We start from the raw sequence: 25,771 nt of genomic DNA on the forward strand, positions 1-25,771 counted from the left end.
GGAGTATTACCATGAACAAACCTGTTACCTTGCTTCTGGCAACCCTGCTGGCACCCCTCTCGGGACAGCTCTGCGCCGAGGAGTCGGTCACCATGGATGGCAAGCAGTACAGCACCATAGAGGTGAACGGCCAGACCTACCTCATTCCCGACAACGGCAGCAAGAAGCGGGTCGCCCGCAGTCTTGATGGCAAGGCCCCGCAGCAGACCCTGCGCCGCGGCGACGTGTTGATGCAAGGGGCCGCCAGCCCCGAGCTCACCGTCAGCGGCACCCTGCTGGTGGAAGCTGATGATGCCACCGCCAAGGCGCTGGCAACGCGCCACGGCTTGAACTTCAAGCAGAGCAGCGGTGGTATCGCCCTGCTGGAGGCCAAATCGGGCACCGATCTCAACGCCATCGCTACCAAGCTCAAGAGCGAAGGGGTGAATGTACAGATCGAGCTGTCGGGGGCCGAACAGCAGCCGAAATAGGTCGCGACAGACAAATAACAAAGGGGGCCATTATGGCCCCCTTTCTGTGCTGCTCATTTTGATAGTGACTTACTTGGCGCCATGCTGCTCCGCCAGATAGAGCCAGGTATCGACCACGGTATCGGGGTTGAGCGACACCGAATCGATCCCCTGCTCCACCAGCCAGGCGGCGAAGTCAGGGTGATCGGATGGCCCCTGACCGCAGATCCCTACGTACTTGCCCGCCTTGCGCGCAGCCTGAATCGCCATCGCCAGCAGTGCCTTGACCGCCTCGTTGCGCTCGTCGAACAGATGGGCAATCAGCCCCGAGTCCCGATCCAGCCCAAGGGTGAGCTGGGTCATGTCATTGGAGCCGATGGAGAAGCCGTCCACGTGCTCGAGGAACTTGTCTGCCAAGAGGGCATTGCTCGGGATCTCGCACATCATGATCACCTTGAGCCCCCGCTCGCCTCGGCGCAGACCGTTTTCGGCCAAGATCTCGATCACCTGCTCCGCCTCGCCCACGGTACGCACGAAGGGGATCATCACCTCGACGTTGGTCAACCCCATCACATCGCGCACCCGCTTGATCGCCTCGCACTCGAGGGCAAAGCAGGGGCGGAAGCTATCGGCGATGTAGCGGGATGCGCCACGAAAACCGATCATCGGGTTCTCCTCGTGGGGCTCGTAGCCACGACCGCCCACCAGATTGGCGTACTCGTTGGACTTGAAGTCCGACATCCGCACGATCACCCGCTCCGGCCAGAACGCAGCGCCCAGAGTGGCGATCCCCTCGGTCAGCTTGGCCACGTAGAACTCACGCAGGCTGTCGTAACCGGCGCTCATCTTGCCGATGGTGGCCTGCAGCTCTGGGGTTTGCTGGTCAAACTCCAGCAGCGCCTTGGGGTGCACGCCGATCATCCGGTTGATGATGAATTCAAGGCGCGCCAGCCCTACCCCGGCGTTGGGCAACTGGGCAAAGTCGAACGCCCTGTCCGGGTTGCCGACGTTCATCATGATCTTGATGGGCAGGCGTGGCATATTGCCCACCTCGGTCACTGCCACATCGAAGTCCAGCTCGCCGTCATAGATAAAACCGGTATCCCCTTCCGCGCAGGAGACGGTGATCCGCTGGCCCGGCTGAATATGGTCGGTGGCGTTGCCACAGCCCACCACCGCCGGAATGCCCAGCTCGCGAGCGATAATGGCAGCGTGACAGGTGCGGCCACCCCGGTTGGTGACGATGGCGGAGGCCCGCTTCATGATGGGCTCCCAGTCCGGGTCGGTCATGTCGGTGACCAGCACATCGCCGGGCTGCACTTCGTCCATCTGGTTGATGGAGGAGATAACTCGCGCCGGGCCCGCGCCAATCTTGTGGCCGATGGCCCGCCCCTCGATCAACACCTTACCCGCTTGCTTGAGGGCGAAGCGCTCGAGGGTGTTGGCCTCCTGCCGGCTGCGCACGGTTTCCGGGCGCGCCTGCACTATGTAGAGCTGACCATCCTGACCATCCTTGGCCCACTCGATATCCATCGGGCGGCCATAGTGCTGCTCGATGATGAGGGCCTGTTTCGCCAGCGCCATCACCTCCTCATCGCTGATGCAGAAGCGGCTGCGCTCGGCCTCATCGGTATCGACAATCTTCACCTGACGGCCGTGACCGGCATCGTCCGAATAGGTCATCTTGATTAACTTGGAGCCAAGCGTCTTGCGCACCACCGCCGGGCGGCCCCCTTTGAGGGTCGGCTTGTGCACATAGAACTCGTCCGGGTTGACGGCCCCCTGCACCACCATCTCCCCCAGCCCCTGACTGCCAGTGATAAAGACCACGTCGTTGAAACCGGACTCGGTATCCAGGGTAAACATCACGCCGGAGGCGGCGAGATCCGAGCGCACCATCCGCTGCACCCCGGCCGACAGGGCAACGCCCTTGTGGTCATAGCCCTGATGCACCCGATAGGAGATGGCGCGATCGTTGAACAGTGACGCAAACACATGCTTGACCGCCGTCATGACGGCATCGATGCCACGTACGTTAAGGAAGGTCTCCTGCTGACCGGCAAAGGAGGCGTCCGGCATATCCTCGGCGGTGGCGGAGGAGCGCACCGCAAACGAGGCCTCGACACCGGCACTCAACCTCTCATAAGCCACCCGGATCGCCAGCTCCAGCTCGGGCTGGAACGGGGCGTCGATCACCCAGTCGCGGATCTGCTGACCGGCCCGGTTGAGGGCGGCGATATCGTCCACGTCCAGATTGTCGAGCAGATGGTGGATCTTGCCGTTAAGGCCGCTTGACTCCAGAAACTCGTTAAACGCAAAGGCGGTAGTGGCAAAGCCCCCCGGCACGGATACACCGGCGCCAGAGAGGTTGCTGATCATCTCGCCAAGGGATGCGTTTTTGCCGCCAACGCGTTCTACGTCCTGCATTCCGAGTTGTTCGTACCAGAGCACGTACTGTTGCACTTGGATGTCTCCAGGTTGGTGGGCACCGATGCCATAGCACCTCGTGCGCCCGATTTAATCGATGAGGTTATGGGTAAGTCAGGTGCGTTATTGTCTGTTTCTTTTGTTGCCAACGACCATGAAAACGTTTTCTATTGGTTTTCAAAAAAATCCCCGAGCAAGAGTTGGGGATGGTCGAATGACCGGAACATTCTACAATGGCGACACAAAAAGATAACGATTCAGGTTTGCAAGCCACTTCACAACTTGGGCACAGCAGACCGGTTGACAAAACTGGTATGGTTTCGAGAGATACTTCTCACCCTTTACCCCATGCGACCCCACCCGCAGGTATCACAGGAGCCCCACGTGCACACCGTATTTTATGTTTCAGACGGCACCGCCATCACCGCCGAAGTGTTCGGCCACGCGGTACTGAGCCAGTTTCCGCTGGCCTTCGAGCAGATCACCATCCCCTTTGTGGAGACACTGGAGAAAGCCCGTCAGGTGCGGATGCGGATCGACGAACAGTTCCGCCAGACCGGGGTGCGCCCCATCCTGTTTCACACCATCGTCGACCCGCAGGTAAGGGAAGAGGTGCTCAAGTCGGAAGCGTGCGGCCATGACTTTCTCAACACCTTCGTCAGCCCGCTGGAGCAGGAGCTGGGGGTGAAAGCCGAGCCCCGCCTCCACCGCACTCACGGCATGGAGAACCGCAAGCTCTATGACGATCGCATCGAGGCGGTCAACTTCGCGCTGGCCAACGACGATGGCATCACCACCAAGGAGTACGATGAGGCGGATATCATCCTGATCGGGGTCTCCCGCTGCGGCAAGACCCCCACCAGCCTCTATCTGGCGCTGCAATTTGGCATTCGCGCTGCCAACTACCCCTTTATCGAGCAGGACATGGGCATGCTGAAGCTGCCCGCCCCCCTCAAGGCCAACCGTCACAAGCTGTTTGGCCTCACCATCGCGCCGCAGCGGCTGCACGAGATCCGCAACCAGCGCCGCGCCAACAGCCGCTACTCCTCCATCGAGCAGTGCGAGCAGGAGTTGGCCTGCGTAGAGCGACTGTTTCGCCAGGAGGCGATCCGCTTCCTCGATACCAGCTCCCACTCGGTGGAGGAGATCAGCGCCAAGGTCCTCGAGGCAACCGGTCTGCGCCGCCAGCTCTGTTAAGCCAGCTTGACAGCTGTCGATATCAGAAAAAGATAAAAATCACAGCGCATCGGTAAAAGTCAGCTGTTGTGAGCTGTGGTTTGCATAGATGACAGCGAAAAGCGTGGATAAAAAAGGGATAAGCACCACAAATGCTTATCCCTTCTCTTGCCAACCTTGTCATTGCGCGCTTGTCACCAGCGCCCGTTAGCCGCCGTTCTGTGCCACTCTGCTCTACTGTGCTCTGCTCTGCGAACAGCCAGACTTGATTAACGATTGAGCTCAGGGTTGTTCATCAGTCGGGCATAGAAGGCCAGCAACCCGTGGCGCAGGCGAACCCGCTCTGCCAACCAACCACCAGCAACAGCACCCGTTACCCCGCCAACCAGCAACAGCGGCTGCCAGTAGTGCAGCAACCCCTGATCACCGAGCGAGAGCCAGCCCAGCAACATGGTCGCGGCCACCAGCAACAACAGCGGACTGGCGGCAATCCCTAACCAGAGCGCCACCAACACTCCCCGGCCAACCCCTTGTTGCAGCACGCTTTTGCGTTCCCTGTGCTCCAACTCCCTGCACTCTTCCCTGCATTCTTCCCTGCACTCTCGCTTGTTTGGCATCATTTGCATCCACCTATGACCCAGCACCACAAAAGCTCACGGATAGCACCAAATGTCAACAAAACAGAATTCGATTGCGCAAACATCAACCAAAAACTACCAACAAGCCTCTTCAGATCATGAAAAAGCTGCCAGCGGTACAAAATACGGCCATTAGAGATGGAAAAAAGGTGCATTCATGGCGAATTATCACTATTCTGCTTCGGTTGCCAGCCAACACTAAAAATTGAAAATGGCATGGTGTAACGAAATAAATACAGCTTTCGTCAGGTTTTGGCTACGCACTGCGGCCTGCTCAGGATGAGCCCAACACCGACCAGAGACAACAGAGACGTAAGGACAGACCCATGGATTTGAAACAAGACGGTGAGGAGCTGAAGCGCGGCCTTAAAAACCGCCACATTCAGTTGATTGCTTTGGGCGGCGCCATCGGCACCGGCCTCTTTCTGGGCATTGCCCAAACCATCAAGATGGCGGGCCCCTCGGTCCTGCTGGGCTACGCCATCGGCGGCTTTATCGCCTTCCTGATCATGCGCCAGCTCGGTGAAATGGTGGTGGAAGAGCCGGTAGCCGGCTCCTTCAGCCACTTTGCCTACAAATACTGGGGCGAGTTTGCCGGTTTTGCGTCCGGCTGGAACTACTGGGTGCTCTACGTGCTGGTGAGCATGGCCGAGCTGACCGCCGTGGGCATCTATGTCCAGTACTGGTGGCCCGAGATCCCGACCTGGATGTCGGCAGCCTTCTTCTTCGTGCTGATCAACGCCATCAACCTCTCCAACGTCAAAGCGTTTGGCGAGATGGAGTTCTGGTTCGCCATCATCAAGGTGGTCGCCATTATCGGCATGATTGGCTTTGGCGGCTATCTGCTCATCTCTGGTGCCGGCGGCCCCGAGGCGAGCGTCACCAACCTGTGGGCACAAGGGGGCTTCTTCCCCAACGGCATCAGCGGTCTGGTGATGGCGATGGCGGTGATCATGTTCTCCTTTGGCGGTCTGGAGCTGGTGGGCATTACTGCCGCCGAAGCTGACAACCCCGAGAAGAGCATTCCCAAGGCCACCAATCAGGTGATCTACCGCATCCTCATCTTCTACATCGGCGCCCTGGCGATTCTGATGTCCCTCTACCCCTGGGGTAAAGTGGTGGAAGGCGGCAGCCCGTTCGTGATGATCTTCCACGCACTGGACAGCAATCTGGTCGCCACCGTACTCAACATCGTGGTGCTGACGGCAGCACTGTCGGTCTACAACAGCTGCGTCTACTGCAACAGCCGGATGCTGTTCGGTCTGGCCAAACAAGGCAACGGCCCGAAAGCCCTGCTCAAGACCAACAAGAGCGGCGTACCGCTGGTCGCCCTCTCGGTCTCGGCCATCGCCACCCTGCTCTGCGTGCTGATCAACTACCTGATGCCGGGTAAGGCCTTCGGCCTGCTGATGGCACTGGTGGTCTCCGCACTGGTGATCAACTGGGCAATGATCAGCCTGGCGCACCTCAAGTTCCGCAAGGCCAAGGTCGCAGAAGGTGTCCAGCCCAAGTTCAAGGCGTTCTGGTACCCCTTCGGTAACTACCTCTGCCTCGCCTTTATGGCTGGCATCCTGGTAATCATGTACATGACCCCCGATTTCCGCATCTCGGTCGAACTGATCCCCGCCTGGCTGGTGGTACTGGGCATCGGCTTTGTCATCAAGCGCAAAGGACAAGCCCAAAGCAAGGTTGCAGCCAATCTGGGTTAATTCCCGCAGCTAGCGACATCAATGCAAACGCCGATCGGATGATCGGCGTTTTTTATTGTTCATATCAGTCATCCTGCCTGCGATAAGTGCGATAAGTGCGATAAGTGCGATAAGTGCGATAAGTGCGATAAGTGCGATAAGGATGTGGGCCGAGATCCAGGTAGACCACTACAGACCTATGCCACTGAGTAACCACGCTCAGTGATCTGACGCACAGCTTCCTCTTTATATTCAGATGTAAATCGTGGTGTGCCCATATGCTCCTCCTATGCTCAAACTCTAGGGCTGGATCGTCTGCTCGGGCGGGGTCAGTCCAATTTCAGAACAAAACCGTCTGTTTGTATAACAAACCAGCATGAGGGAAGTGAGAGAGAGAAACTAAACTTGATGGATATCCGGTTAACGGCACAGGAGACACAACGCCATGCTTCCTCCCTTTATCTATGAGAGATTGCCCAGCCTCTACCTGCTGATGGCTATTGCCATCATTATGTTGGGTGAACAGCCCCTGCTCTGGTTTGCTGGCACCTTGTTGTTTATCGCCGGGGCGGTGACCTGGATGATGCGCTCCAGCTACCGGCGTACCGACCTGATTATCTTTCCGAGCAAACGCTGGCTGCAGCCGGAGTGGCTGTATGAAGCGCAGCCCTTCATCTGGCTGGCTGCGGGGCTGGCCATGTCACAGCTGCCCGCCCCTGCGGCACTCATCGCCTTGGTACCCTGTCTGTGGGCCTGTCGTTGCCTCTGGGCACGGCACCATTATCGCCGCCATGCCCACGGGGTGATTGTCCACTTAAGACGGGATCCCGCTCGGCGCCGCCTGCACCGGAGCCTGCGCTGACTCGGTGCGGGCGCGTTCGATAAACGTCGCCAGATCCATCAGGGGATACTTCATCAGGCTCGGCAAGCCATCGAGATCCAGACTGTCCATCAGGTTTTTCACCTCAAGACCCAGTTCGGTATCCCCTTCTATCTTCAGCTTGCGCTGGAAAAAGAGCGAATCCGGATCCTCTTTGCGACCGGCAATCAGAATAAGGTCGTTGGCAGTGCCGCTGAAGCAGACATCGGCCTTGTCACACTCGCGCGCCACCACCAACTGGCCGTTCTGCTCACTGATAAACCAGCAGAGCTCCAGATCAGAGACGTCGACTTTCAGCCACTTGTCTGCCAGAAACGCGAAATCGCCATCTGCGATGGCCTCTTTGAAGACCCTGGCCAGCAAACTCTCCATCAACTGCTTTTGCAGATTGAAGGGAACCAGCTTGAGGGGATGGCGCAAGAAGCGCGGAGCCTGTTCGACCAGGCGGCGTTGCAGTTGTTGAAACACGATAGACTCCCTTTTTTGCGCATTCAAACACAGGGCGAGGGGCAAGATCCTGTTGGAAATCAAACTTGTGCAGGGTTACCTCAAGAAGGGTAAAGCCACACAAAGCTGCCTCAGGTCAAAAAGCGGGAGTGCATGGCTGCATACAATCAGGGCTCGTTTGCCCTTCATATGCACTCTCGGAGCGTACCAATGGAATTACTCTGTCCGGCAGGCAGTTTGCCGGCACTGAAAACCGCCGTGGATAACGGGGCCGATGCCGTTTATATCGGTTTCAAGGATGACACCAATGCCCGCCACTTTGCCGGTCTCAACTTTACCGACAGCAAACTGGAGAAGGCGGTGGATTATGTGCATCAACATGGTCGCAAACTACATATTGCCATCAACACCTTTGCCCATCCCGGGGCCGATGCACGATGGAAACAGGCGGTTGATCGCGGGGTGGCCCTCGGTGCCGATGCCCTGATCATCGCCGATCTGGCGGTGCTGGACTATGCCAGCCGCCACTATCCCGAGATGGAACTCCATGTCTCGGTGCAAGCCAGCGCCACCAATGCCGCCGCCATTCGCTTCTATCAGCAGCAATTTAATGTCAAACGGGTGGTGCTGCCCCGGGTGCTCTCCATGCATCAGGTCAAACAACTGGCCCGCGAGACCGATGTTGGCCTCGAGGTGTTCGCTTTTGGCAGCCTCTGCATCATGGCCGAGGGTCGCTGCTATCTCTCCTCCTACATGACTGGCGAGAGCCCCAACACGGTCGGCGCCTGTTCACCGGCCAAGTTCGTCCGCTGGGAAGAGACCCCAAGCGGCCTCGAGTCACGGCTCAACGAGGTGCTGATCGACCGCTACGGCCCGGGTGAAAATGCTGGCTATCCGACCCTGTGCAAGGGGCGTTTCGACGTCGATGGCCAGACCTACCACGCGCTGGAAGAGCCAACCAGTCTCAATACCCTTGGCCTGTTGCCCGAGCTGTTCCAGACCGGGATCCAGTCGGTCAAAATTGAAGGGCGCCAGCGCAGCCCCGCCTATGTGGAGCAGGTGACCCGGGTCTGGCGTGCGGCCATCGATGCCTATCAGGCCAATCCCGAAGCCTATCAGGTCAAGCCTGAGTGGGATGCCCAGCTCGCCCGCGTCTCCGAAGGTAGCCAGACTACCCTCGGCGCCTATCATCGTCAGTGGCAATAAGGAGTCCACCCATGCAATTTTCTCTCGGGCCTCTGCTCTTCTACTGGCCCAAAGCCGATACCGAGGCCTTTTACCATGCCGCGGCCGACAGCCAGGCCGACATCATCTATCTGGGGGAGACCGTCTGCAGCAAGCGACGCGAACTCAAAGTCGATGACTGGATTGCGCTGGCCCGTCAGGTCGCCAGCTCCGGCAAGCAGGTAGTGCTCTCGACCCTTGCCCTCATCTCCGCCCCTTCCGAACTCAAGGAGGTGAAGCGGCTGGTCGACAATGGCGATCTTATGGTCGAAGCCAACGATCTCGGTACGGTACAACTCGCCTGGGAGGCAGGGATCCCGTTTGTCTGTGGCCCCGCCATCAACGCCTATAACGCCGATGTGCTGCGCATGCTGCTCAAACAGGGGATGAAACGCTGGGTCATGCCGGTGGAGCTCTCCCGTGACTGGCTGATCCAGCTCAATCAGGATCTGGGGTCCCTGCGCGACCAGTTCGAGGTGGAGGTGTTTGCCTACGGCCATCTGCCGCTCGCCTACTCGGCGCGCTGCTTCACCGCCCGCTCCCTCGACAAGCCCAAGGACAACTGCGAGCTCGCCTGCATCAACTACCCCACCGGACGACTGGCCAACAGCCGCGAGGGGCAGCGGGTGTTCAATCTCAACGGGATCCAGACCCAGTCCGGCTACTGCTACAACCTGGGCAACGAGCTGGCAGACATGGCAGGTCTGGTGGATGTGGTCAGGCTCTCGCCACAAGGGATGGAGACGCTGGAGATGCTGGCCCGCTTCAAGGCTAACCAGCAGGGCAATCATCCCCTCGCTCTGCAGCAGGATCGCGACTGCAACGGCTACTGGCGCCAGATCCCCGGCATGAGCCTGGTGGAATAAGCCCGCCATTCGCCCAACAAAAAGGCCTCATCGCGAGGCCTTTTTTACAACGATAACACAGTGGATCAGGAGGGTTGATCACTCTTGCTGCGGGCGCTCTGGGCGCCTGGCGGCAAGGGTTTGCGCGCCATCAGCTCCAGTTCCAGCAGCGCATAGCGGTGCTCGATAAAGTCGTAGACGTTGTTGGAGAGCGCCAGCTTGAAGTAACTGATGGCTTCCTTGCGGTTGCCTTTACCCAGCTCGAACTTGCCCAGATAGAAGTAGGTTTCGCACAGGCGCTCGGCGAGCTCCCGGTTATCCTTCACCCCCTTCACCACGTTGCCCATCAGCTGGGAAGCGTTGATCTCGCCGATATAAAGGCGCACCAGATCCCAGTTCCAGGCATCGTCATCGTACTTGTTGAGACGCTCGCGCATCCGGCTCATGGCTGCCGACGGGTCGAGTTTCTGCTCGGCCAGATAGAGCCAGATCACCCGATAGGGGTCTTCCGGCTGCTCCTCGTAGAAACGCTTCATGTCGGCCGCGGCCAGCTCGGGACGGTTGCCGTAATAGAGGGCGATGCCACGGTTGAGATAGGCATAGTCATAGTCCGGCGCCAGTTCGAGGGCGGAATCGAACGCATCATAGGCTTCGTCGTAATTCTGCTGCTGTACCAGATAGACGCCGATGAAGTTGTAGGCTTCGGCGAAATCCGGCTTCTCCCGCAGGGCACGGTTGAAATCGAGCCGCGCGAGGGAACGCAGGCCAACGCGATCAAACACCACGGCACGCTCATAGAACAACTCTGCCCGCTGTTCGGTGGTCAGTTCCATTTCACTGAGCATCTGCCCGAGTCGCGCCAACGCCAGCTCGCTTTGGTAGGAGACCTGCAGGGGGGTCGCCAAAACCAGTGAAGCAGGCTGCGGCTTGGGAACCTTGGGGGTGTTAACCTGACTGCTACTGCTGCAACCCCACATGGGAAGCAACAACAGGATACCAAGGAGGTATCCAATCCCTTTCCTGACGTTCAATGAACACTCCGACGCTTACGCTTGACCCCGCATATGGTAAAGGTCAACTGCCACTTTGTCATGTAGCTGTGCCCCTCTACCTCAAATAAATCAGGATTCGACAGGGTATCCGGCCTCCAGCCAACCGCGAAAACCGCCGTCTACGCTGATCACCTTGCGATAACCCATCTGTTGCAGGTTGTCCGCTGCCAGAATGGAGCGAAAACCACCGCCACAATAGAGGTAGAGCTCGGTCTCGGGATCCGGGAACAGGGTCTCGATATCCCGCTCGATCACCCCACGGCCAAGATAACGGGCGCCGGGCAGGTGGCCCTTGGCCCACTCGCTCTCTTCCCGCACGTCGATCAGCTGAAACGTGCGCCCTTCATCCTGCCAGTGCTTGATCTGGTGAACATCGGTTTCGGTGACACGGGAGCGGATCCCGTCAACCAGCGCCAAAAAACGGGGATTATGATGCATGACAAACTCCTGTTGCTTGAATCATGTGCGTCAGCAAACGACACGCAGAGATAAGAAAAGAGCGCCATCAGGCGCTCTTCACTGTTACGGCAGGATTTCCTGTTGGTCCGCACCCTCTTTCTCTACCTGGGTCGGCAGCATGTGCTCGCGCTTGACGCCGAGGAACATGGCAAACGAACTCGCCACATAGATGGAGGAGTAGGTACCGAACGCCACACCGATCACCATGGCCACGGCAAAGCCGTGGATCAGCGCACCGCCCTTGAGCAGCAGCGCCAGCACCACGATAAAGGTGAGGCCGGAGGTGATGATGGTACGACTCAGGGTCTCTGTCATGGAGAGATCGAGAATGTAGTCGGTATCCCCTTTACGCACCTTGCGGAAGTTCTCCCGCAGGCGGTCGAACACCACTATGGTATCGTTCAGGGAGTAACCCACCAGGGTCATCAACGCCGCCAGCACGGTCAGGTCGAACTCGTACTGGAAGTAGGCGAACACGCCCAGGGTGATCACCACGTCGTGCACCAGAGAGAGAATACCCCCCAGCGCCAGACGCCACTCGAAGCGCACCGCCACATAGGCCAGGATACAGAGGATGGAGGCCAGCATGGCCAGCGCACCGTCTGTCGCCAGTTCATCACCCACGGAAGGGCCGACAAACTCGACGCGTTTGAGCACAGCGCCCTCGTCAAGCAGCTTGGCCGCCGCCAGCACTTCGTTACCCTGTTGTTCTACCTTGACCCCCTCTTTCGGGGTCAGGCGGAACAGCACGTCACGGCTGGAGCCAAAGTGTTGCAGGGTTGCCCCTTCAATCTTCTGCTCTTCCAGTGCGTCGTGGATCTTGTCCAGGCTCACCGACTGCTGGAACCCCACCTCGATGGTGGTACCACCGGTAAAGTCCAGACCCCAGTTCAGACCCCGATCAAACAGGAAGAACAGGGCAATCACCATCAGCACGGAAGAGAAAACCACACCCGGCTTGGCATAGCGCATAAACGGGATCGGTTTTTCAAAATGTAGAATCTGAAACATCTCTCTATCCTCAGATGGGCAGCTTGTCGATGCGCCGTCCACCCCAAGCCAGGTTGATAATGGCACGGGAAACTGTGATGGCAGTAAACATGGAGGCGGTCAGACCAATGCCCAGCGTCAGGGCAAAGCCCTTGATGGCGCCAGTACCGATACCGAACAGGATCACGCACGTGATCAGCGAGGTAACGTTGGAGTCGGCGATGGTGGAGAATGCCCTATCAAAGCCCAGATGGATGGCTTGCTGAACACCGCGACCGTTGCGGATCTCTTCACGAATACGCTCGTAGATCAGCACGTTGGCATCCACCGCCATACCCAGCGTCAGCACGATACCGGCGATACCCGGCAGCGTCATGGTGGCGCCCGGGATCATCGACATGATGCCGACAATCAACACCAGGTTCATACAGAGCGCCAGGTTGGCGACCCAGCCGAACGCGCGGTAGTAGATCCCCATGAACAGCACGATCACCAACATGGCCCAGCCGATGGCTTCCATACCGCTGTCGATGTTCTGTTGACCCAGGCTCGGGCCAATGGTGCGCTCTTCCACGATCTGGATCGGGGCGATCAGGGCACCGGCACGCAGCAGCAGCGCCAGGTTGTGGGCTTCGTTGGCGTTGTCGATACCGGTGATACGGAACTGGCTGCCAAGGCGCGACTGGATGGTGGCGACGTTGATCACCTCCTCCTGCTTGCGGAACTTGCGCTTGCCATCCGGACCCGGCTGACCGACCGGCTTGTACTCGATGAACACGGTCGCCATCCCTTTACCGACGTTGTCCTTGGTAAAGTTGGCCATCTTGTTGCCACCCTGGCCATCAAGCTTGATGTTGACCTGGGGACGGCTGTACTCGTCGAAACCGGACTGGGCACCCACTATGTGGTCACCGGTCAGGATCACCCGCTTTTGCAGCACTACAGGACGACCGTTGCGATCGTTGTAGAGCTTGGAGCTGGGCGGGACACGACCATCGGCAGCGGCTTGAATATCAGCCGCCTCATCCACCATGTGGAATTCCAGGGTCGCGGTGGCACCCAGGATCTCCTTGGCGCGGGCGGTATCCTGAATACCGGGCAGTTCAACGACAATGCGCTCGGCGCCTTGCTGTTGTACCAGCGGCTCGGCCACACCCAGTTCGTTGACCCGGTTACGGATGATGGTGATGTTCTGCTCGAGGGCGTACTTCTTCACTTCCTTGATCTTGGCTTCGCTCAGACCGGCCAGCAGGATGAACTCATCCCCCTTCTGCTCGGTGGTGAAGGTCAAATCAGGGTTCTGACGACGCAGATGAGAAACAGCGCGTTCCTGATCCGCTTCATCACGGAAGATCACCTGCACCTGATCGCCGGTCCGGCGCACGCCGGAGTAACGGATCTTCTGGTTGCGCAGCTCGGTGCGGAAATCCTGCACCATCTGCTCTTGCTGCTTGGTCAGTGCCTCGGCCATGTCCACTTCCATCAGGAAGTGCACACCACCGCGCAGATCAAGACCCAGCTTCAGAGGCGCCGCACCGATGGCTTCGAGCCAGGCGGGAGTAGAAGGTGCCAGGTTGAGTGCGGTAATGAAGTTGTCGCCCAGCTTGCTGGCAACAATATCGCGCGCCTTGAGCTGGTCTTCGGTGTTCTTGAAACGGATCAGGATAAAACCGTGCTCGAATGCAGCATGTTTGACCGGGATCTTGGCCGTTTCAAGGGTCTCTTTCACCAGGTCAAGGGTATCTAGCTTGACTTCGGCACCACGGCTGGCAGAGACCTGCAAGGCCGGATCTTCGCCGTAAAGATTGGGGGCTGCATATAGAAAACCGATGGCGATCACGAAGACCACCATCAGGTATTTCCACAGCGGATAGCGATTCAACACGCTGTGCTCCTTGGGAGATTAAAGGGACTGGATAGAACCCTTGGGCAGAACGGCGGAGACGAAGTCTTTCTTGATGGTGACTTGAGTCTGGTCGTTCAGGGCGATCACCAGGTAATCGCTATCGGCAGCCACTTTGGCAATCTTGCCAACCAGGCCACCGGAAGTGAGCACTTCGTCACCCTTGGACAAGGAGGTCATCAGATTGCGGTGATCCTTGGCGCGTTTGGCCTGGGGACGATAGATCATGAAGTAGAAGATCAGGCCAAACACGGCCAGCATGATGATCATTTCCATACCACCACCCTGTGCACCCGGAACTGCGCCTTCTGCATACGCCTTGGAGATAATGCTCATTTAACAACCTCTTGTTTTGATGTAGATTTGATAAAAAACTTATATGTCGTTGTTATTTCACGTCTTTTTCAGCTAGCGGAGGCACAGGCTTCCCTTGCCGACGGTAAAACTCTGTTACAAAGTCGTCTAATTTACCCTGCTCGATCGCGTCCCGCAAACCTTGCATTACACGCTGGTAGTAACGCAGGTTATGAATCGTATTCAGACGGGCACCGAGGATCTCGTTGCACTTGTCCAGATGATACAGATAGCTGCGGGTGTAGTTCTTGCAGGTGTAGCAATCGCAATCCGCATCCAGGGTGCTGGTGTCGTTGCGATACTTGGCGTTGCGGATCTTCACTACGCCATCGGTGGTGAACAGGTGACCATTGCGGGCGTTGCGGGTCGGCATCACGCAGTCGAACATGTCGATACCGCGGCGCACCCCTTCCACCAGATCTTCCGGCTTGCCAACACCCATCAGGTAACGCGGCTTGTCGGCCGGAATTTTCGGGCAGACGTGCTCGAGGATGCGGTGCATATCCTCTTTGGGCTCACCCACCGCCAGACCGCCGACCGCATAACCGTCGAAGCCGATCTCCAGCAGGCCGTTGAGGGAGACATCCCGCAGATCTTCGTAGACCGAGCCCTGAATGATGCCGAACAGGGCGTTCTTGTTGCCGAGCGCATCAAACTTGTCGCGGGAGCGCTTGCCCCAGCGCAGGGACATCTCCATCGACTTGCGCGCTTCTTCGTAAGTCGCCGGATAAGGCGTGCACTCGTCGAAGATCATCACGATGTCGGAGCCCAGATCATACTGGATCTCCATGGACTTCTCGGGGTCGAGGAAGATCTTCTCACCATTGATGGGGTGACGGAAGTGGACGCCCGCTTCGGTGATCTTGCGAATGTCGCCCAGGCTGAATACCTGGAAACCACCGGAGTCGGTCAGGATCGGGCCCTGCCAGTTCATGAAGTCGTGCAGATCGCCGTGAGCGCGCATCACTTCCTGACCCGGGCGCAGCCAGAGGTGGAAGGTGTTACCCAGCAGGATCTGGGCACCGGACTCACGCACCTCTTCAGGGGTCATCCCCTTGACGGTGCCGTACGTCCCGACCGGCATAAAGGCCGGCGTCTGTACCACACCACGTTCGAACACCAGTTGACCGCGACGGGCACGGCCGTCGGTGGTTTTCAGTTCAAATTTCATTGCTACCTCGGCTGCGTCAGATAAACAGTCTGACAATAGGAGGGCCGCTCACGGCCCGGTAAATACGCTGAAGCTTATGCCTCAGCCTGGCGACGGGTGACGAACATGGCGTCCCCGTAGCTGAAGAAACGGTAATTTTCGGCCACGGCAGCCTGATAGGCCGCCATCACGTTGTCATAACCGGCAAAGGCGCTGACCAGCATGATCAGGGTCGACTCCGGCAGGTGGAAGTTGGTGACCATGGCATCGACAATCTGGAACTGGTAGCCAGGGAAGATGAAGATGTCGGTGTCACTGAAGAAGGGCGCCAGCGGTTTGCCCTGCGCCAGGGTGACTTTGGCCGCACTCTCCAGCGAACGCACCGAGGTGGTCCCCACCGCGATCACCCGGCCACCACGGGCACGGGTCGCCGCGATGGCATCCACCACCTCTTGCGGCACTTCCGCATACTCGGAGTGCATATGGTGATCTTCAATCTTCTCCACCCGCACCGGCTGGAAGGTCCCCGCCCCTACATGCAGGGTGACGAAGGCCGTTTCAACCCCTTTGGCCCGAATTTTCTCAAGCAGCGGCTCATCAAAGTGCAGACCGGCGGTCGGCGCGGCAACGGCGCCGGGCTTCTGATTGTAAACGGTCTGGTAGCGCTCCTTGTCGGCATCCTCGTCGGGACGGTCGATATAGGGGGGCAGCGGCATGTGACCGATGGCCTCCAAAATCTCCAGCACCGGACGCGGGTCGAGGAAGTGGATCTCGAACAGGGCATCATGGCGGGCGCGCATCTCGGCCTCCACGCCACCGTCCATGATCATCCGGGTACCGGGTTTGGGCGCCTTGGAGGCACGGACATGGGCCAGCACGCTGTGCGGGTCCAGAATACGCTCCACCAGTACCTCCAGCTTGCCGCCGCTAGCCTTCTGGCCAAACATGCGCGCCGGAATGACACGGGTGTTGTTGAATACCAGCAGGTCACCGGGGTTGAGCTGGTCCAGCACATCGACAAATTGACCGTGGCGCAGGGCGCCAGTTTGACCATCGAGCTGCAACAGGCGGCTGGCGGTACGCTCTGCCATCGGATAGCGGGCAATCAGCTCGTCTGGCAGATCAAAATGAAAATCGGATACTTGCATCTTTCACCTCGGGGGGAATCGGCGGCTAGTCTAGTTATCCCCATCTTCCAAGGCAACCCAAAAGACCAAAAACCCAAGAGAGACAAGGGATAGCGAGCAATATTGAGACACGCCTCCGGTTAATGATTCTTTAATGATCTGTATTGACCCTGATCATGTTTTGCCAGTGGTGGCTGGGCTAGGGTGAAAGCAGATACACAAGGAGGCCCACCATGATGACCCTATCCGAAATCATGACCGAACATCCCTTCACTCTGGGTCCGGAAAACAGTGTCAAACAGGCGATGGACCTGATGCAGCAGGAGCGGATCCGCCACATTCCCATCGTCGACGAGCAGCACCACTTGTTGGGGCTGGTGACCCTTACCGATATCCTGGCCACCCGCGAATCCAAGCTGTTGCTGATCAATCCGGAGCGGGAAGCCGAGTTTACCGACAGCGTGCAACTCGACGAGATCATGACCCGCCAGGTAGCGAGTGTGGATCCCCATGCCGGTATCAAGGAGGCGGCACTCTACCTGCAGCGGCACAAATATGGCTGCCTGCCGGTACTCAAAGGACGCAAGCTGATCGGCATTGTCACCGAGTCAGACTTTATTGCCGTGGCCATCAACTTGCTGGAATTGATGGAAGAGCAGGAGCCACCCACCGACTTTTGATTGCAAGAATTGTAATTAAATTACAATAAAAGCGTTTTCAGCCGTCAAAATAGGCTGAAATCATGAAACACTTTCATTTTGATTGAAAAATTACACCAAATGCTTGCCTTGTGATCTGCGTCACACTATTATCCCCCTCATGCAATAGTTGCCGAGGGGGAGACGAGGGATTGTGCACCCATTATCTTCCTCTCATATGTCTGCAAGTTTGCACACCCCGTAGTTAGTCTTTGCTGTAAAGCATTTGTTTATATAGCCATTCCTTGTTTGATGACCCGGCCCTGTCGTTACGATAGCGCCGGGATTTTTTTATCCGCGTTTTCTGCATCCCCCTTGTCAGCACATCCCCATCGCTGCGACCAGCTCACTCAACCTCCTGCGCCACCTGTTTGCTCCACCGTTTATCTCATCGCGGCTGCACACGGCTTGCCATGCCTTGAAAAGGCGATATACCGCACAGATATTGAACCACGACAAGGAGTTATCTCTGTACGCCAGAGATATTCATGTTAGGTACAGCCATAGTGAGCTATCTAATAAGTAGATTTAAGCGATTCAAAATTGCGGCTTTTATCGATTAACCAAAGCCCCTATGATGAATCCATCGAAAGTTAAGCGCCTCGTCTGGCAAGACTCTTCAACACCAGACCGGCATATGTACATCACCAAGGAGCAATTACATGTCTACCTACATCAACACTGAAATCAAGCCGTTCAATGCTACCGCCTACCACAATGGCAAATTCGTTCAGGTGTCTGACGCTGACCTGAAAGGCAAGTGGTCTGTGGTGTTCTTCTACCCGGCTGACTTCACCTTCGTCTGCCCGACCGAGCTGGGCGACCTGGCTGACAACTATGCTGAATTCCAGAAGCTGGGCGTCGAGATCTACTCTGTCTCTACCGACACCCACTTCACCCACAAAGCGTGGCACGACACTTCTGACACCATCCAGAAGATCCAGTACCCGATGATTGGTGACCCGACTGGTACCATCACCCGCAACTTCGGTGTGATGATCGAAGAAGCTGGTCTGGCTGACCGCGGGACCTTCGTGATTGACCCGCAGGGCATCATCCAGATCGTCGAGATCAACGCTGGCGGCATCGGTCGTGACGCTCTGGAACTGCTGCGCAAGGTCAAAGCCGCTCAGTACGTTGCCGCTCACCCGGGTGAAGTGTGCCCAGCTAAATGGAAAGAAGGCGACGCCACTCTGGCCCCGTCCCTGGATCTGGTAGGCAAGATCTAAGCCTCCCGCTTCCAAGACCGGCCCGCTTCAGGGCCGGTCTGCTTTCCGGCCCGGTTAAATGCGCCGGTCAGCGCTCCGGCCAGCGTTAAATGTGCCGGTCACCTTTCCGGCTCAAATTTCACGCCGACCCGCAATCACAAGAAGGAATTCGAAGATGTTGGATACCAACCTCAAACAACAGCTGAACACCTATCTGCAGTACATCGTCAATCCCATCGAGATCAGCGTGTCCGGCAACGACAGCGACAAATCTGCAGAGCTGCTGGCACTGGCCAGCGAGATCGCCGAGATGTCCCCCAAGATCACCCAGACCTCTGGCACTGCCGCTCGCAAGCCTTCCATGAGTGTCGCACCGCAGGGCCAAGCCCCGCGCGTTCACTTTGCCGGCATCCCCATGGGTCATGAATTTACCTCTCTGGTGCTCGCCCTGCTGCAAAGCGGCGGCCACCCGTCCAAGGCCGATGCGGCCGTACAGGAGCAGATCCGCAATCTCAAGGGCGAGTTCCACTTCGAGACCTATATCTCCCTCTCCTGCCACAACTGCCCGGACGTGGTGCAGGCGCTGAACCTGATGGCGACCCTGAACCCCGGCATCACTCACACCATGATCGACGGCGCCCTGTTCCAGGAAGAGGTCGCTGAACGTCAAATCATGGCAGTACCGAATGTTTACCTGAACGGTCAACCATTCAGCCAGGGCCGCATCTCGCTGGAAGAGATCGTCGCCAAGCTCGACACCGGAGCCGCCGAGCGCAAAGCCGCCGAGCTGAATGAGAAAGATCCCTACGACGTGCTGGTGGTGGGCGGTGGCCCGGCTGGCGCCGCAGCGGCCATCTATGCCGCTCGTAAAGGCATTCGCACCGCCATCGTCGCCGAGCGTTTCGGTGGTCAGGTGATGGATACCGTCGGCATCGAGAACTTTATCTCCGTGCCCTACACCGAAGGCCCCAAGCTGGCCGCCAGCCTGGAACAGCACGTCAAACAATATGGTGTGGAAGTGATCACCGAGCAGCGTGCCGCCGCCATCAGCAAAGATGGCTATGTGAACGTGGATCTCGCCTCCGGCGCTACCTTGAAGAGCCGTGCCGTGATCCTGGCAACCGGTGCCCGCTGGCGCGACCTGAACGTACCGGGCGAGCTCGAGTACCGCACCAAGGGCGTGGCCTACTGCCCGCACTGCGATGGCCCCTTCTTCAAGGGCAAACGGGTTGCGGTAATCGGTGGTGGTAACTCCGGCATCGAGGCAGCCATCGATCTGGCTGGCATCGTTGAGCATGTGACCGTGGTGGAGTTTGCCGATACCCTGCGTGCCGATGAGGTGCTGCAGAAGAAGGCTCGCTCCATGGGCAATATCGACATCATCATGAGCGCCCGCACCACCGAGGTGATCGGTGATGGCAGCAAGGTGGTCGGCATGGATTACGAAGATCGCACCACTGGTGAGATCAAACACCTGGCGGTGGCTGGCATCTTCGTCCAGATCGGTCTGGTACCGAATACCGAGTTCCTCAAAGGGAGCGAGATTGCCCTGACCCGCTTTGGCGAAATCGAGATCGATACCAAGGGCGCGACCTCCCTGTCCGGCGTCTACGCCGCAGGGGATGCCACCACGGTACCGTTCAAGCAGATCATCATCTCCATGGGGGCCGGCGCCACCGCCGCACTGGGTGCGTTTGATTACCTCATCCGCAACCCGGCGCCGGAAGCGATCAAGGCTGACGCCATTACCGCCTGATAAACCCCGCGCAACAAACAGCCGACGCCCGGTGAAGTAAACACGAGCGTCGGCTTTTTTACATCTGCATCGATGCGACATAAAAACCCCGCAGCAAATGGCGCAATGCTGATCAGTTAAGGATCCATTGACCGATCCTTCTGCTGTAGGACAATCCGGAACCAATCACTGGTTCCGGATTTTTTTATGTCTATTGCAAACGACCTGAACGACGTTATTGAGGCATCTGGCGACATGCTGGCTCGGCTGGCCATTTTTGCCGACCATATTCCCGACGAATGGATTACTGCCGCTGCCGCCTTGTCTGAAAAGGCCACTATCCGCCGACGCCGCTTACCTTCTGATATGGTCTTGTGGCTCGTCGTGGGAATGGCCTTTTTCCGCAATGAGCCCATCTCCGAGGTCGCTCGGCGCCTCAACATCTGTGCAGAAGGGTTGGCCAATGATGCCTTGCTCGCTGACAGTGCCCTGTCTCAAGCCCGTCAGCGACTCGGCAAACAGCCCCTCGAGTGGCTGTTCAAGCAGTGCGCCGATGTGTGGGGGCGGGAACGTTATCCTCAAGACCATTGGCACGGTTTACAGGTCTTCGCCATCGATGGGGCCCTGTTCCGAACCCAGGATATGCCTGAGCTCAGAGCGCATTTCGGCTCGGGTAACACCTCAACCAACCGGCAGACACCCTACCCGATGCTGCGGTTGGTCACGCTCATGAATGTCCGCTCGCATGTCATTGCCAACGCGGCCATCAGCCCGTACCGCAAAGGGGAGATCCCCCTGGCCAGCGAGTTCATTCACTCATTGCCGGACAAATCGGTGACTCTGCTGGATAAAGGCTTCTTCGGTGCCGACCTGTTGCTACGTATTCAGGCCGAAGACACCGACCGTCACTGGCTCATCCCGGAACGCAAGGGGCTGGTATACACGGAACTGGAGCACTATGGCGACGGTGACCGTCTGTTGCAAATGACGGTCTCGCCTCAGGCACGCAAGAAAAACCCCGAGTTGCCGACGCACTGGCAAGTTCGCGCAGTGACCTATGAGGTGGCAGGTAAGGAGAAAACGGTCTTTACCTCCCTGCCCGTAACCCGATTCAGCGCAGCTCAGGTGGCGACCCTGTACCACGAGCGCTGGGAAATCGAGCTGGGATACCGGGATATCAAAAGCGCGATGCAACACAACGCCATCACGCTGAGAAGCAAGAAAGTGGACTTGGTTTATCAGGAGCTGTGGGGTTTGCTGCTTGGATACAATCTGGTCAGGCGGGAGGCGAGCTAGGCCGCCGTAGCTCATCAGCGCGCGCCTAATGAGGTGAGCTTCAAGTTTACCTGTCAGTTCATCGCGAACCAGATGGCAGTGATGGCGGGCGCGTTATCACCAGCACATACGCCACGGAGGTTGGCGGAGTTGCGGGGCTGCATAGGTGTCATATTCATAGAAAAACGCCCCAGGCCATCGAGACCCAGGGCGGTGAAGATATCAAAGACCCGTTTTCCGGTAGATCGCAATGCGGCTCCGCTTAAGTGAACAGCATTGCGCAGCAAATGGCGGGGTTGTTCATGACCGGGCTTAAACGACGGGATCACTCCAGCAAGAAAACAGCCTCGATATTATCGCTTACCGTGATCTGTTGTTGTTGATAACTGTTATCCGCCATATCCGGCGCGGGGGCAGCCATCCCCATGGCCTGCACCGCCTTCAGGTTGCGGCTGTAGGCGGTGATAGGCGAAGCGTTGCGGTACTCCACACTGTACACCTTGCCAAGCTTCATCCCGAACGCCTTGGCCAGAGATTCAGCCTTGGTTTTGGCGTCCTCAACGGCATTCAGACGGGCCTGCTCCTTGATGACGTGAGGCGATTTCAACCCGTACTCAATCTGGGATACAGACTCCAGCCCGGCTTTGAGAGCGATATCCATCAAGGGGCTCAATTTATCCAGTTGATAGAGTTTGACCGCCAATTGCCGCTGGGCACGGTATCCCAGCAATACCGGCTTCTTGTTCTCGCCATACTGATATTCTGGAGAGACCATCAGGTTGCCAGCCTCAACATCGCTGCGCTTGATCCCCAACCCCTCCAGTTGGCTGAAAAAGGCTGCGACCTTGGTATCGACCTGTTGCTTGGCCTTGAGGCCCTGCTTATCCAGTGCACTCACCGCCACATTGAGGGTGAGCATATCGGGTTCGGTCTTTTGCTCGGCATAACCGCTCACCACCAGATGGGGCGCTTGCGGCACTTCAATCGCCAGCAGCGGAGCACTGACAACCAGAGCGGAAAGAGTAAGAAGGGGACGCCACATAGAAAAAAGCCTCAATCAACAAGATTGAGGCCATTATGCCCGCAGCAAAGTGAGATTCATATATCGTGCAGTGGCGGGATCTGATCCAGTATCTGATTGGTCAGATCGAGGCTGATGGTGACCATGCTGCCGGGATCCTGGCTCTGGCTTGCCATATCCAGCGCCGGAGGTGCACCACAGACCAATACCTCATCATCGAAATGAAACGAGTCCCACGACAGAACGTGTCCTTGCACTGCCTGTCCGATATTGGTGCCACCACTATCCTCCTCCATCGCAGACCAGGCGATAGTATCAGACGGCCCCAGCAAATCGTGCAACAACGGGGAGTGAAAACTCGCCAGCGGATACTCCTGCTGGCCCTGACCATGGCCCACCAGAATCATGTTATGGGCAGACTCGGTATCCATGACAGGCACATAGGTGATAGACGCCGCAGCAAAGTCAACATAGAGCGAGCCCGCTACATCACCGGCCTCATTCTCAATCTCCATCCCATCCAGCCGGTCACCCGCGATCGAGGCCTGATAGCCAAACTGGCCGGCGCAGGTAATGTTCCCCTGCCCATCCCAGCTATAACGGATGCCATCAATGTCGACCCAGTTGAATGACTGCATGATTACCCCTCTCCTTTACTGCCGCTATCTTATCCATCCCCTTGAGGAAAAAACAGGGGCCAGGCAAGCCCGGCCCCGAGACAAGGTTACGGATCAACCTTCAGATTGCCATCATCCAACAACTTCTGAATGATCTGCAGGTCACTGTTACCCAAGGTTGTCAGGTCAATACTATCAAATTTTATGACGTGGCTGGTTCCTCCACTCGTACCATCCAAATCAATAGTCAATGTTGATTTCCCTGCACCATCGCTACTGAAGTTGAGATAAGCATCCAGCGAGCCTGCGATGGGTTGCTCACCAGTGAGCAACTCGCTGAGATCCAGCACATCTCCACCGGCACCGGTTGTGAAGTCTTTGATAACGTCCACACCACCGGCATCACTCGCCCCCCACTTGAAGGTATCCTTGCCGCTCCCGCCTGTCAGCATATCGTTCCCGCTGCCACCGACTAGGAGATCGATACCTTCACCGCCGATCAGGACGTCATCACCACCCAGGCCAACTAGGGTGTCATTGCCGCCCGCGCCGAACAGCACATTGGCACTCCCGTTACCCGTAAGGGTATCGCCAAAGTTGGAACCAATCAGGTTCTCGATTCCGCTGATGGTATCCTGGCCCGCACCGCTCGTGTTTTGCTGAAGCTCGGTGTTCAGGCTGACGGTCACGAGGGCACCGATGTCGATGTAGGTCGCAGTATCGACACCAGTACCGCCAATCAAAGTGTCGTTACCCAGCCCGCCAGCCAATATGTCGTTACCAGAGCCTCCGTCCAGGGTATCGTTGCCGCCCAAGCCGATCAGTACATCATCGCCATCACCACCGTTGAGCTTATCTGCAGAGCCATCCTGCCCCAGCAGAATCTCATTGCGGAAGGTACCGTTCAGCGTATTGGAGCCGGCGCTGCGGGTGACATCCACGACTGCCGAGTCCAGCGCTGTGCTGCCGTTGATGGAAGTGTTGTAGGAGAACGAGCCCCCATTACTTGAGCTGTCACTGTTCTCGGTAAAGACCACAGCGCTACCCACAAGGTCGACCTCACCACTCGTACCATCCGTCACATTGAAGACTGATAGCAGTCCACTGTTCGGCCCTGTGTCATTGGCCAACAGTGCCCAGGTTGGGATGTTGATGACATCTTCGCCCAACTGAGTGTTCACATTGGTCAACACCAGATCATCGCGGATGACCATCGCGCCCTGGCCGGGGGTAATGTTGATATTGAGGTTGGCCGATGCTGCATCGCCATCATTGTCGATGAGCGTGAAGGCGATGGTCGCCACCACAATCGAGCTGATGGCACTCGGCGGTGTATAGGTATAAGACCCGGTGAGCATGTTCACAGCGATGCTCGAGCCGCCACCCATGGTCACCGTCAACACGTTTCCACTCAGGCTGCCATTGTTAGCACCGGGACCAGAAGCGACAAAGGTGTTGGTGAGCTTGTCGTAGGTGTAGGTCTTGCCGGCAATCGCGAGACTGCCAACGAAACCGCCATCAGCGCCGAAACCACCCCCGGATGTTAGATTGCCTGGAATCGGCGATGCCTGAGCGGTAGCCACCAGGGTTGCCGTGAGGTCATTCAGATCATCAACCTCGATGGCATTGGTATTGCCGCCGCTGGGAGTTCCATTATAAGCAATCGGATCGAGCGCCGTGGCATCCACCCCGGTCCCCATGCCCAATGCATATGCACGGATGTTATTAGCGGTGAGAAAGTTGACCCACGCCTGCTCCTCCGATACGCCACCGTTGGAGTACGGCGTTGGCCAGCCCGCAGCAGAACCCGCCACATTGGAGATACCTGCGTCACCAGTTGGCCTGTTGGGGAAACCGTCAGACAGGAAGTACGCGACATTCTGTACGTTGCCGGTGGCCAGCTTGCCAGCATCGTCATAGACGTTGATCGCGTCTATCAGCGCCTCGTCATAGTTGGTATTGCCGTCGGCACTGGTGGCGAGAATGGCCGCCTTCGCGGCAGCGACCGTTACCCAGGTGCTCTCGACATCTGCCCCCGAGGAAAAGGTGACAAAGCTGACCCGCACATCGCCCAGGGCATCGTACTGTTCCAACAATTCCAGTAGCGAGTTCTTCGCAACTTGCAGGCGATCCATGCTGCCGACACCCGAGTCATAACCCATGCTACCGGAGACATCCAACACGATCAGCAGGTTGCTGTTCAGGTTAACCGCCGCCTGGCCAGACTGGGTCTGATTGGCTGCGGTCGGCACGTCATCAACAACATTGACCGTGACGGCTGCTGTAGCCGAATCACCATCGACATCGGAAGCAACAACGGTGATGCCGGTAATGGTGATGGTGTTTTCACCGTTGGCTATGGCGTGCGGCAAGGCACCCTTCAACTCGGCGCTAACCCCAACCGTGCC

At 57.7% G+C, this 25,771-nt stretch carries 22 protein-coding genes and 1 pseudogene; 10 read left to right on the top strand and 13 right to left on the bottom strand.

The genetic code is table 11. The annotated features are described in order from the left end of the window. Positions 1 to 11 precede the first annotated feature (11 nt). The gene (locus OKC27_RS08200; protein WP_182939411.1) at positions 12 to 470 is read left to right on the top strand and encodes a serine protease chaperone; all 459 of its coding nucleotides are present in this window, start codon (positions 12 to 14) and stop codon (positions 468 to 470) included. A gap of 69 nt (positions 471 to 539) precedes the next feature. Here OKC27_RS08200 and ppsA read toward each other — a convergent pair whose 3' ends face one another. Beyond that, positions 540 to 2,912: a phosphoenolpyruvate synthase gene (ppsA, locus tag OKC27_RS08205; protein ID WP_270806164.1), complete on the bottom strand. Its 2,373-nt coding sequence runs from the start codon at positions 2,910 to 2,912 to the stop codon at positions 540 to 542. 348 nt (positions 2,913 to 3,260) lie between these two features. On the opposite strand from ppsA, the gene ppsR reads away from it, so the two are divergent. Then, the gene (gene ppsR, locus OKC27_RS08210) at positions 3,261 to 4,073 is read left to right on the top strand and encodes a posphoenolpyruvate synthetase regulatory kinase/phosphorylase PpsR (RefSeq protein WP_182939409.1); all 813 of its coding nucleotides are present in this window, start codon (positions 3,261 to 3,263) and stop codon (positions 4,071 to 4,073) included. Positions 4,074 to 4,321: 248 nt separating this feature from the next. Here the strand turns inward: ppsR and OKC27_RS08215 are convergent, their stop codons facing one another. After that, a complete protein-coding gene (locus OKC27_RS08215) occupies positions 4,322 to 4,618 on the bottom strand; it encodes a hypothetical protein (RefSeq protein WP_270692852.1) in 297 nt (98 codons plus the stop codon). Positions 4,619 to 5,016: 398 nt separating this feature from the next. Here OKC27_RS08215 and OKC27_RS08220 point away from each other — a divergent pair, with 398 nt between their 5' ends. Further along, positions 5,017 to 6,399: an amino acid permease gene (locus OKC27_RS08220; protein WP_005333893.1), complete on the top strand. Its 1,383-nt coding sequence runs from the start codon at positions 5,017 to 5,019 to the stop codon at positions 6,397 to 6,399. A gap of 424 nt (positions 6,400 to 6,823) precedes the next feature. Next, positions 6,824 to 7,240 (top strand): hypothetical protein, encoded by a 417-nt coding sequence (locus tag OKC27_RS08225; protein WP_182939408.1) that lies wholly within the window; start codon positions 6,824 to 6,826, stop codon positions 7,238 to 7,240. On the opposite strand, the gene ubiT is transcribed toward OKC27_RS08225, so the two are convergent. Further along, positions 7,193 to 7,726: a ubiquinone anaerobic biosynthesis accessory factor UbiT gene (ubiT, locus tag OKC27_RS08230; protein ID WP_139406249.1), complete on the bottom strand. Its 534-nt coding sequence runs from the start codon at positions 7,724 to 7,726 to the stop codon at positions 7,193 to 7,195. The two genes, OKC27_RS08225 and ubiT, sit on opposite strands and share 48 nt — an antisense overlap. Positions 7,727 to 7,915: 189 nt before the next feature. Between ubiT and ubiU the strand changes: the two genes are divergently transcribed. Both ubiU and OKC27_RS08240 read left to right on the top strand, forming a co-directional pair. After that, positions 7,916 to 8,911 carry a ubiquinone anaerobic biosynthesis protein UbiU gene (gene ubiU / locus OKC27_RS08235; protein ID WP_075112705.1) on the top strand — a complete coding sequence of 332 codons (996 nt, stop codon included), beginning with the start codon at positions 7,916 to 7,918 and terminating at the stop codon, positions 8,909 to 8,911. An 11-nt stretch (positions 8,912 to 8,922) separates the two neighbouring features. Beyond that, on the top strand, positions 8,923 to 9,795 hold the full coding sequence (locus tag OKC27_RS08240; protein ID WP_182939407.1) for a U32 family peptidase: 873 nt from the start codon (positions 8,923 to 8,925) through the stop codon (positions 9,793 to 9,795). A 65-nt stretch (positions 9,796 to 9,860) separates the two neighbouring features. On the opposite strand, the gene nlpI is transcribed toward OKC27_RS08240, so the two are convergent. The 7 genes from nlpI to queA all read right to left on the bottom strand — a co-directional run bounded on the left by nlpI (position 9,861) and on the right by queA (position 16,830). Then, positions 9,861 to 10,805 (bottom strand): lipoprotein NlpI, encoded by a 945-nt coding sequence (gene nlpI, locus OKC27_RS08245; RefSeq protein WP_333563343.1) that lies wholly within the window; start codon positions 10,803 to 10,805, stop codon positions 9,861 to 9,863. Between the two features lie 90 nt (positions 10,806 to 10,895). Next, the gene (locus OKC27_RS08250) at positions 10,896 to 11,264 is read right to left on the bottom strand and encodes a rhodanese-like domain-containing protein (RefSeq protein WP_182939406.1); all 369 of its coding nucleotides are present in this window, start codon (positions 11,262 to 11,264) and stop codon (positions 10,896 to 10,898) included. 84 nt (positions 11,265 to 11,348) lie between these two features. Beyond that, a complete protein-coding gene (gene secF / locus OKC27_RS08255) occupies positions 11,349 to 12,296 on the bottom strand; it encodes a protein translocase subunit SecF (protein ID WP_042656348.1) in 948 nt (315 codons plus the stop codon). Positions 12,297 to 12,306: 10 nt separating this feature from the next. Further along, the gene (gene secD / locus OKC27_RS08260; protein WP_042063373.1) at positions 12,307 to 14,160 is read right to left on the bottom strand and encodes a protein translocase subunit SecD; all 1,854 of its coding nucleotides are present in this window, start codon (positions 14,158 to 14,160) and stop codon (positions 12,307 to 12,309) included. An 18-nt stretch (positions 14,161 to 14,178) separates the two neighbouring features. Continuing rightward, entirely contained in the window at positions 14,179 to 14,514 is a 336-nt protein-coding gene (gene yajC, locus OKC27_RS08265; protein ID WP_042063375.1) for a preprotein translocase subunit YajC, read from the bottom strand. 52 nt (positions 14,515 to 14,566) lie between these two features. Further along, positions 14,567 to 15,703, bottom strand: a complete 1,137-nt coding sequence (gene tgt / locus OKC27_RS08270; protein WP_042063376.1) for a tRNA guanosine(34) transglycosylase Tgt — start codon at positions 15,701 to 15,703, stop codon at positions 14,567 to 14,569. Between the two features lie 74 nt (positions 15,704 to 15,777). Then, positions 15,778 to 16,830: a tRNA preQ1(34) S-adenosylmethionine ribosyltransferase-isomerase QueA gene (gene queA / locus OKC27_RS08275; protein WP_182939405.1), complete on the bottom strand. Its 1,053-nt coding sequence runs from the start codon at positions 16,828 to 16,830 to the stop codon at positions 15,778 to 15,780. A gap of 212 nt (positions 16,831 to 17,042) precedes the next feature. Between queA and OKC27_RS08280 the strand changes: the two genes are divergently transcribed. The 4 genes and pseudogenes from OKC27_RS08280 (at position 17,043) to OKC27_RS08295 (ending at position 21,995) form a co-directional block, all read left to right on the top strand. After that, on the top strand, positions 17,043 to 17,489 hold the full coding sequence (locus OKC27_RS08280; protein WP_042656350.1) for a CBS domain-containing protein: 447 nt from the start codon (positions 17,043 to 17,045) through the stop codon (positions 17,487 to 17,489). A gap of 680 nt (positions 17,490 to 18,169) precedes the next feature. Beyond that, complete coding sequence (ahpC, locus tag OKC27_RS08285) at positions 18,170 to 18,736, top strand: alkyl hydroperoxide reductase subunit C (protein WP_011705621.1); 567 nt, start codon at positions 18,170 to 18,172, stop codon at positions 18,734 to 18,736. Positions 18,737 to 18,890: 154 nt separating this feature from the next. Next, positions 18,891 to 20,471: an alkyl hydroperoxide reductase subunit F gene (gene ahpF, locus OKC27_RS08290; protein ID WP_182939404.1), complete on the top strand. Its 1,581-nt coding sequence runs from the start codon at positions 18,891 to 18,893 to the stop codon at positions 20,469 to 20,471. A gap of 186 nt (positions 20,472 to 20,657) precedes the next feature. After that, positions 20,658 to 21,995: pseudogene (locus OKC27_RS08295) on the top strand (IS4 family transposase). 55 nt (positions 21,996 to 22,050) lie between these two features. On the opposite strand, the gene OKC27_RS08300 reads toward OKC27_RS08295, so the two are convergent. The 3 genes from OKC27_RS08300 to OKC27_RS08310 all read right to left on the bottom strand — a co-directional run. Further along, positions 22,051 to 22,767 carry an SIMPL domain-containing protein gene (locus tag OKC27_RS08300; RefSeq protein WP_182939400.1) on the bottom strand — a complete coding sequence of 239 codons (717 nt, stop codon included), beginning with the start codon at positions 22,765 to 22,767 and terminating at the stop codon, positions 22,051 to 22,053. 56 nt (positions 22,768 to 22,823) lie between these two features. Then, positions 22,824 to 23,384 (bottom strand): hypothetical protein, encoded by a 561-nt coding sequence (locus OKC27_RS08305; protein WP_182939399.1) that lies wholly within the window; start codon positions 23,382 to 23,384, stop codon positions 22,824 to 22,826. A gap of 86 nt (positions 23,385 to 23,470) precedes the next feature. After that, positions 23,471 to 25,771 (bottom strand): type I secretion C-terminal target domain-containing protein (locus OKC27_RS08310; protein WP_270692855.1); only part of this gene is annotated, 2,301 nt, incomplete at its 5' end.

It is taken from the genome of Aeromonas sp. QDB62, from assembly GCF_027705695.1.
In the GTDB taxonomy this organism is placed as follows: Bacteria; Pseudomonadota; Gammaproteobacteria; order Enterobacterales; family Aeromonadaceae; genus Aeromonas; species Aeromonas allosaccharophila.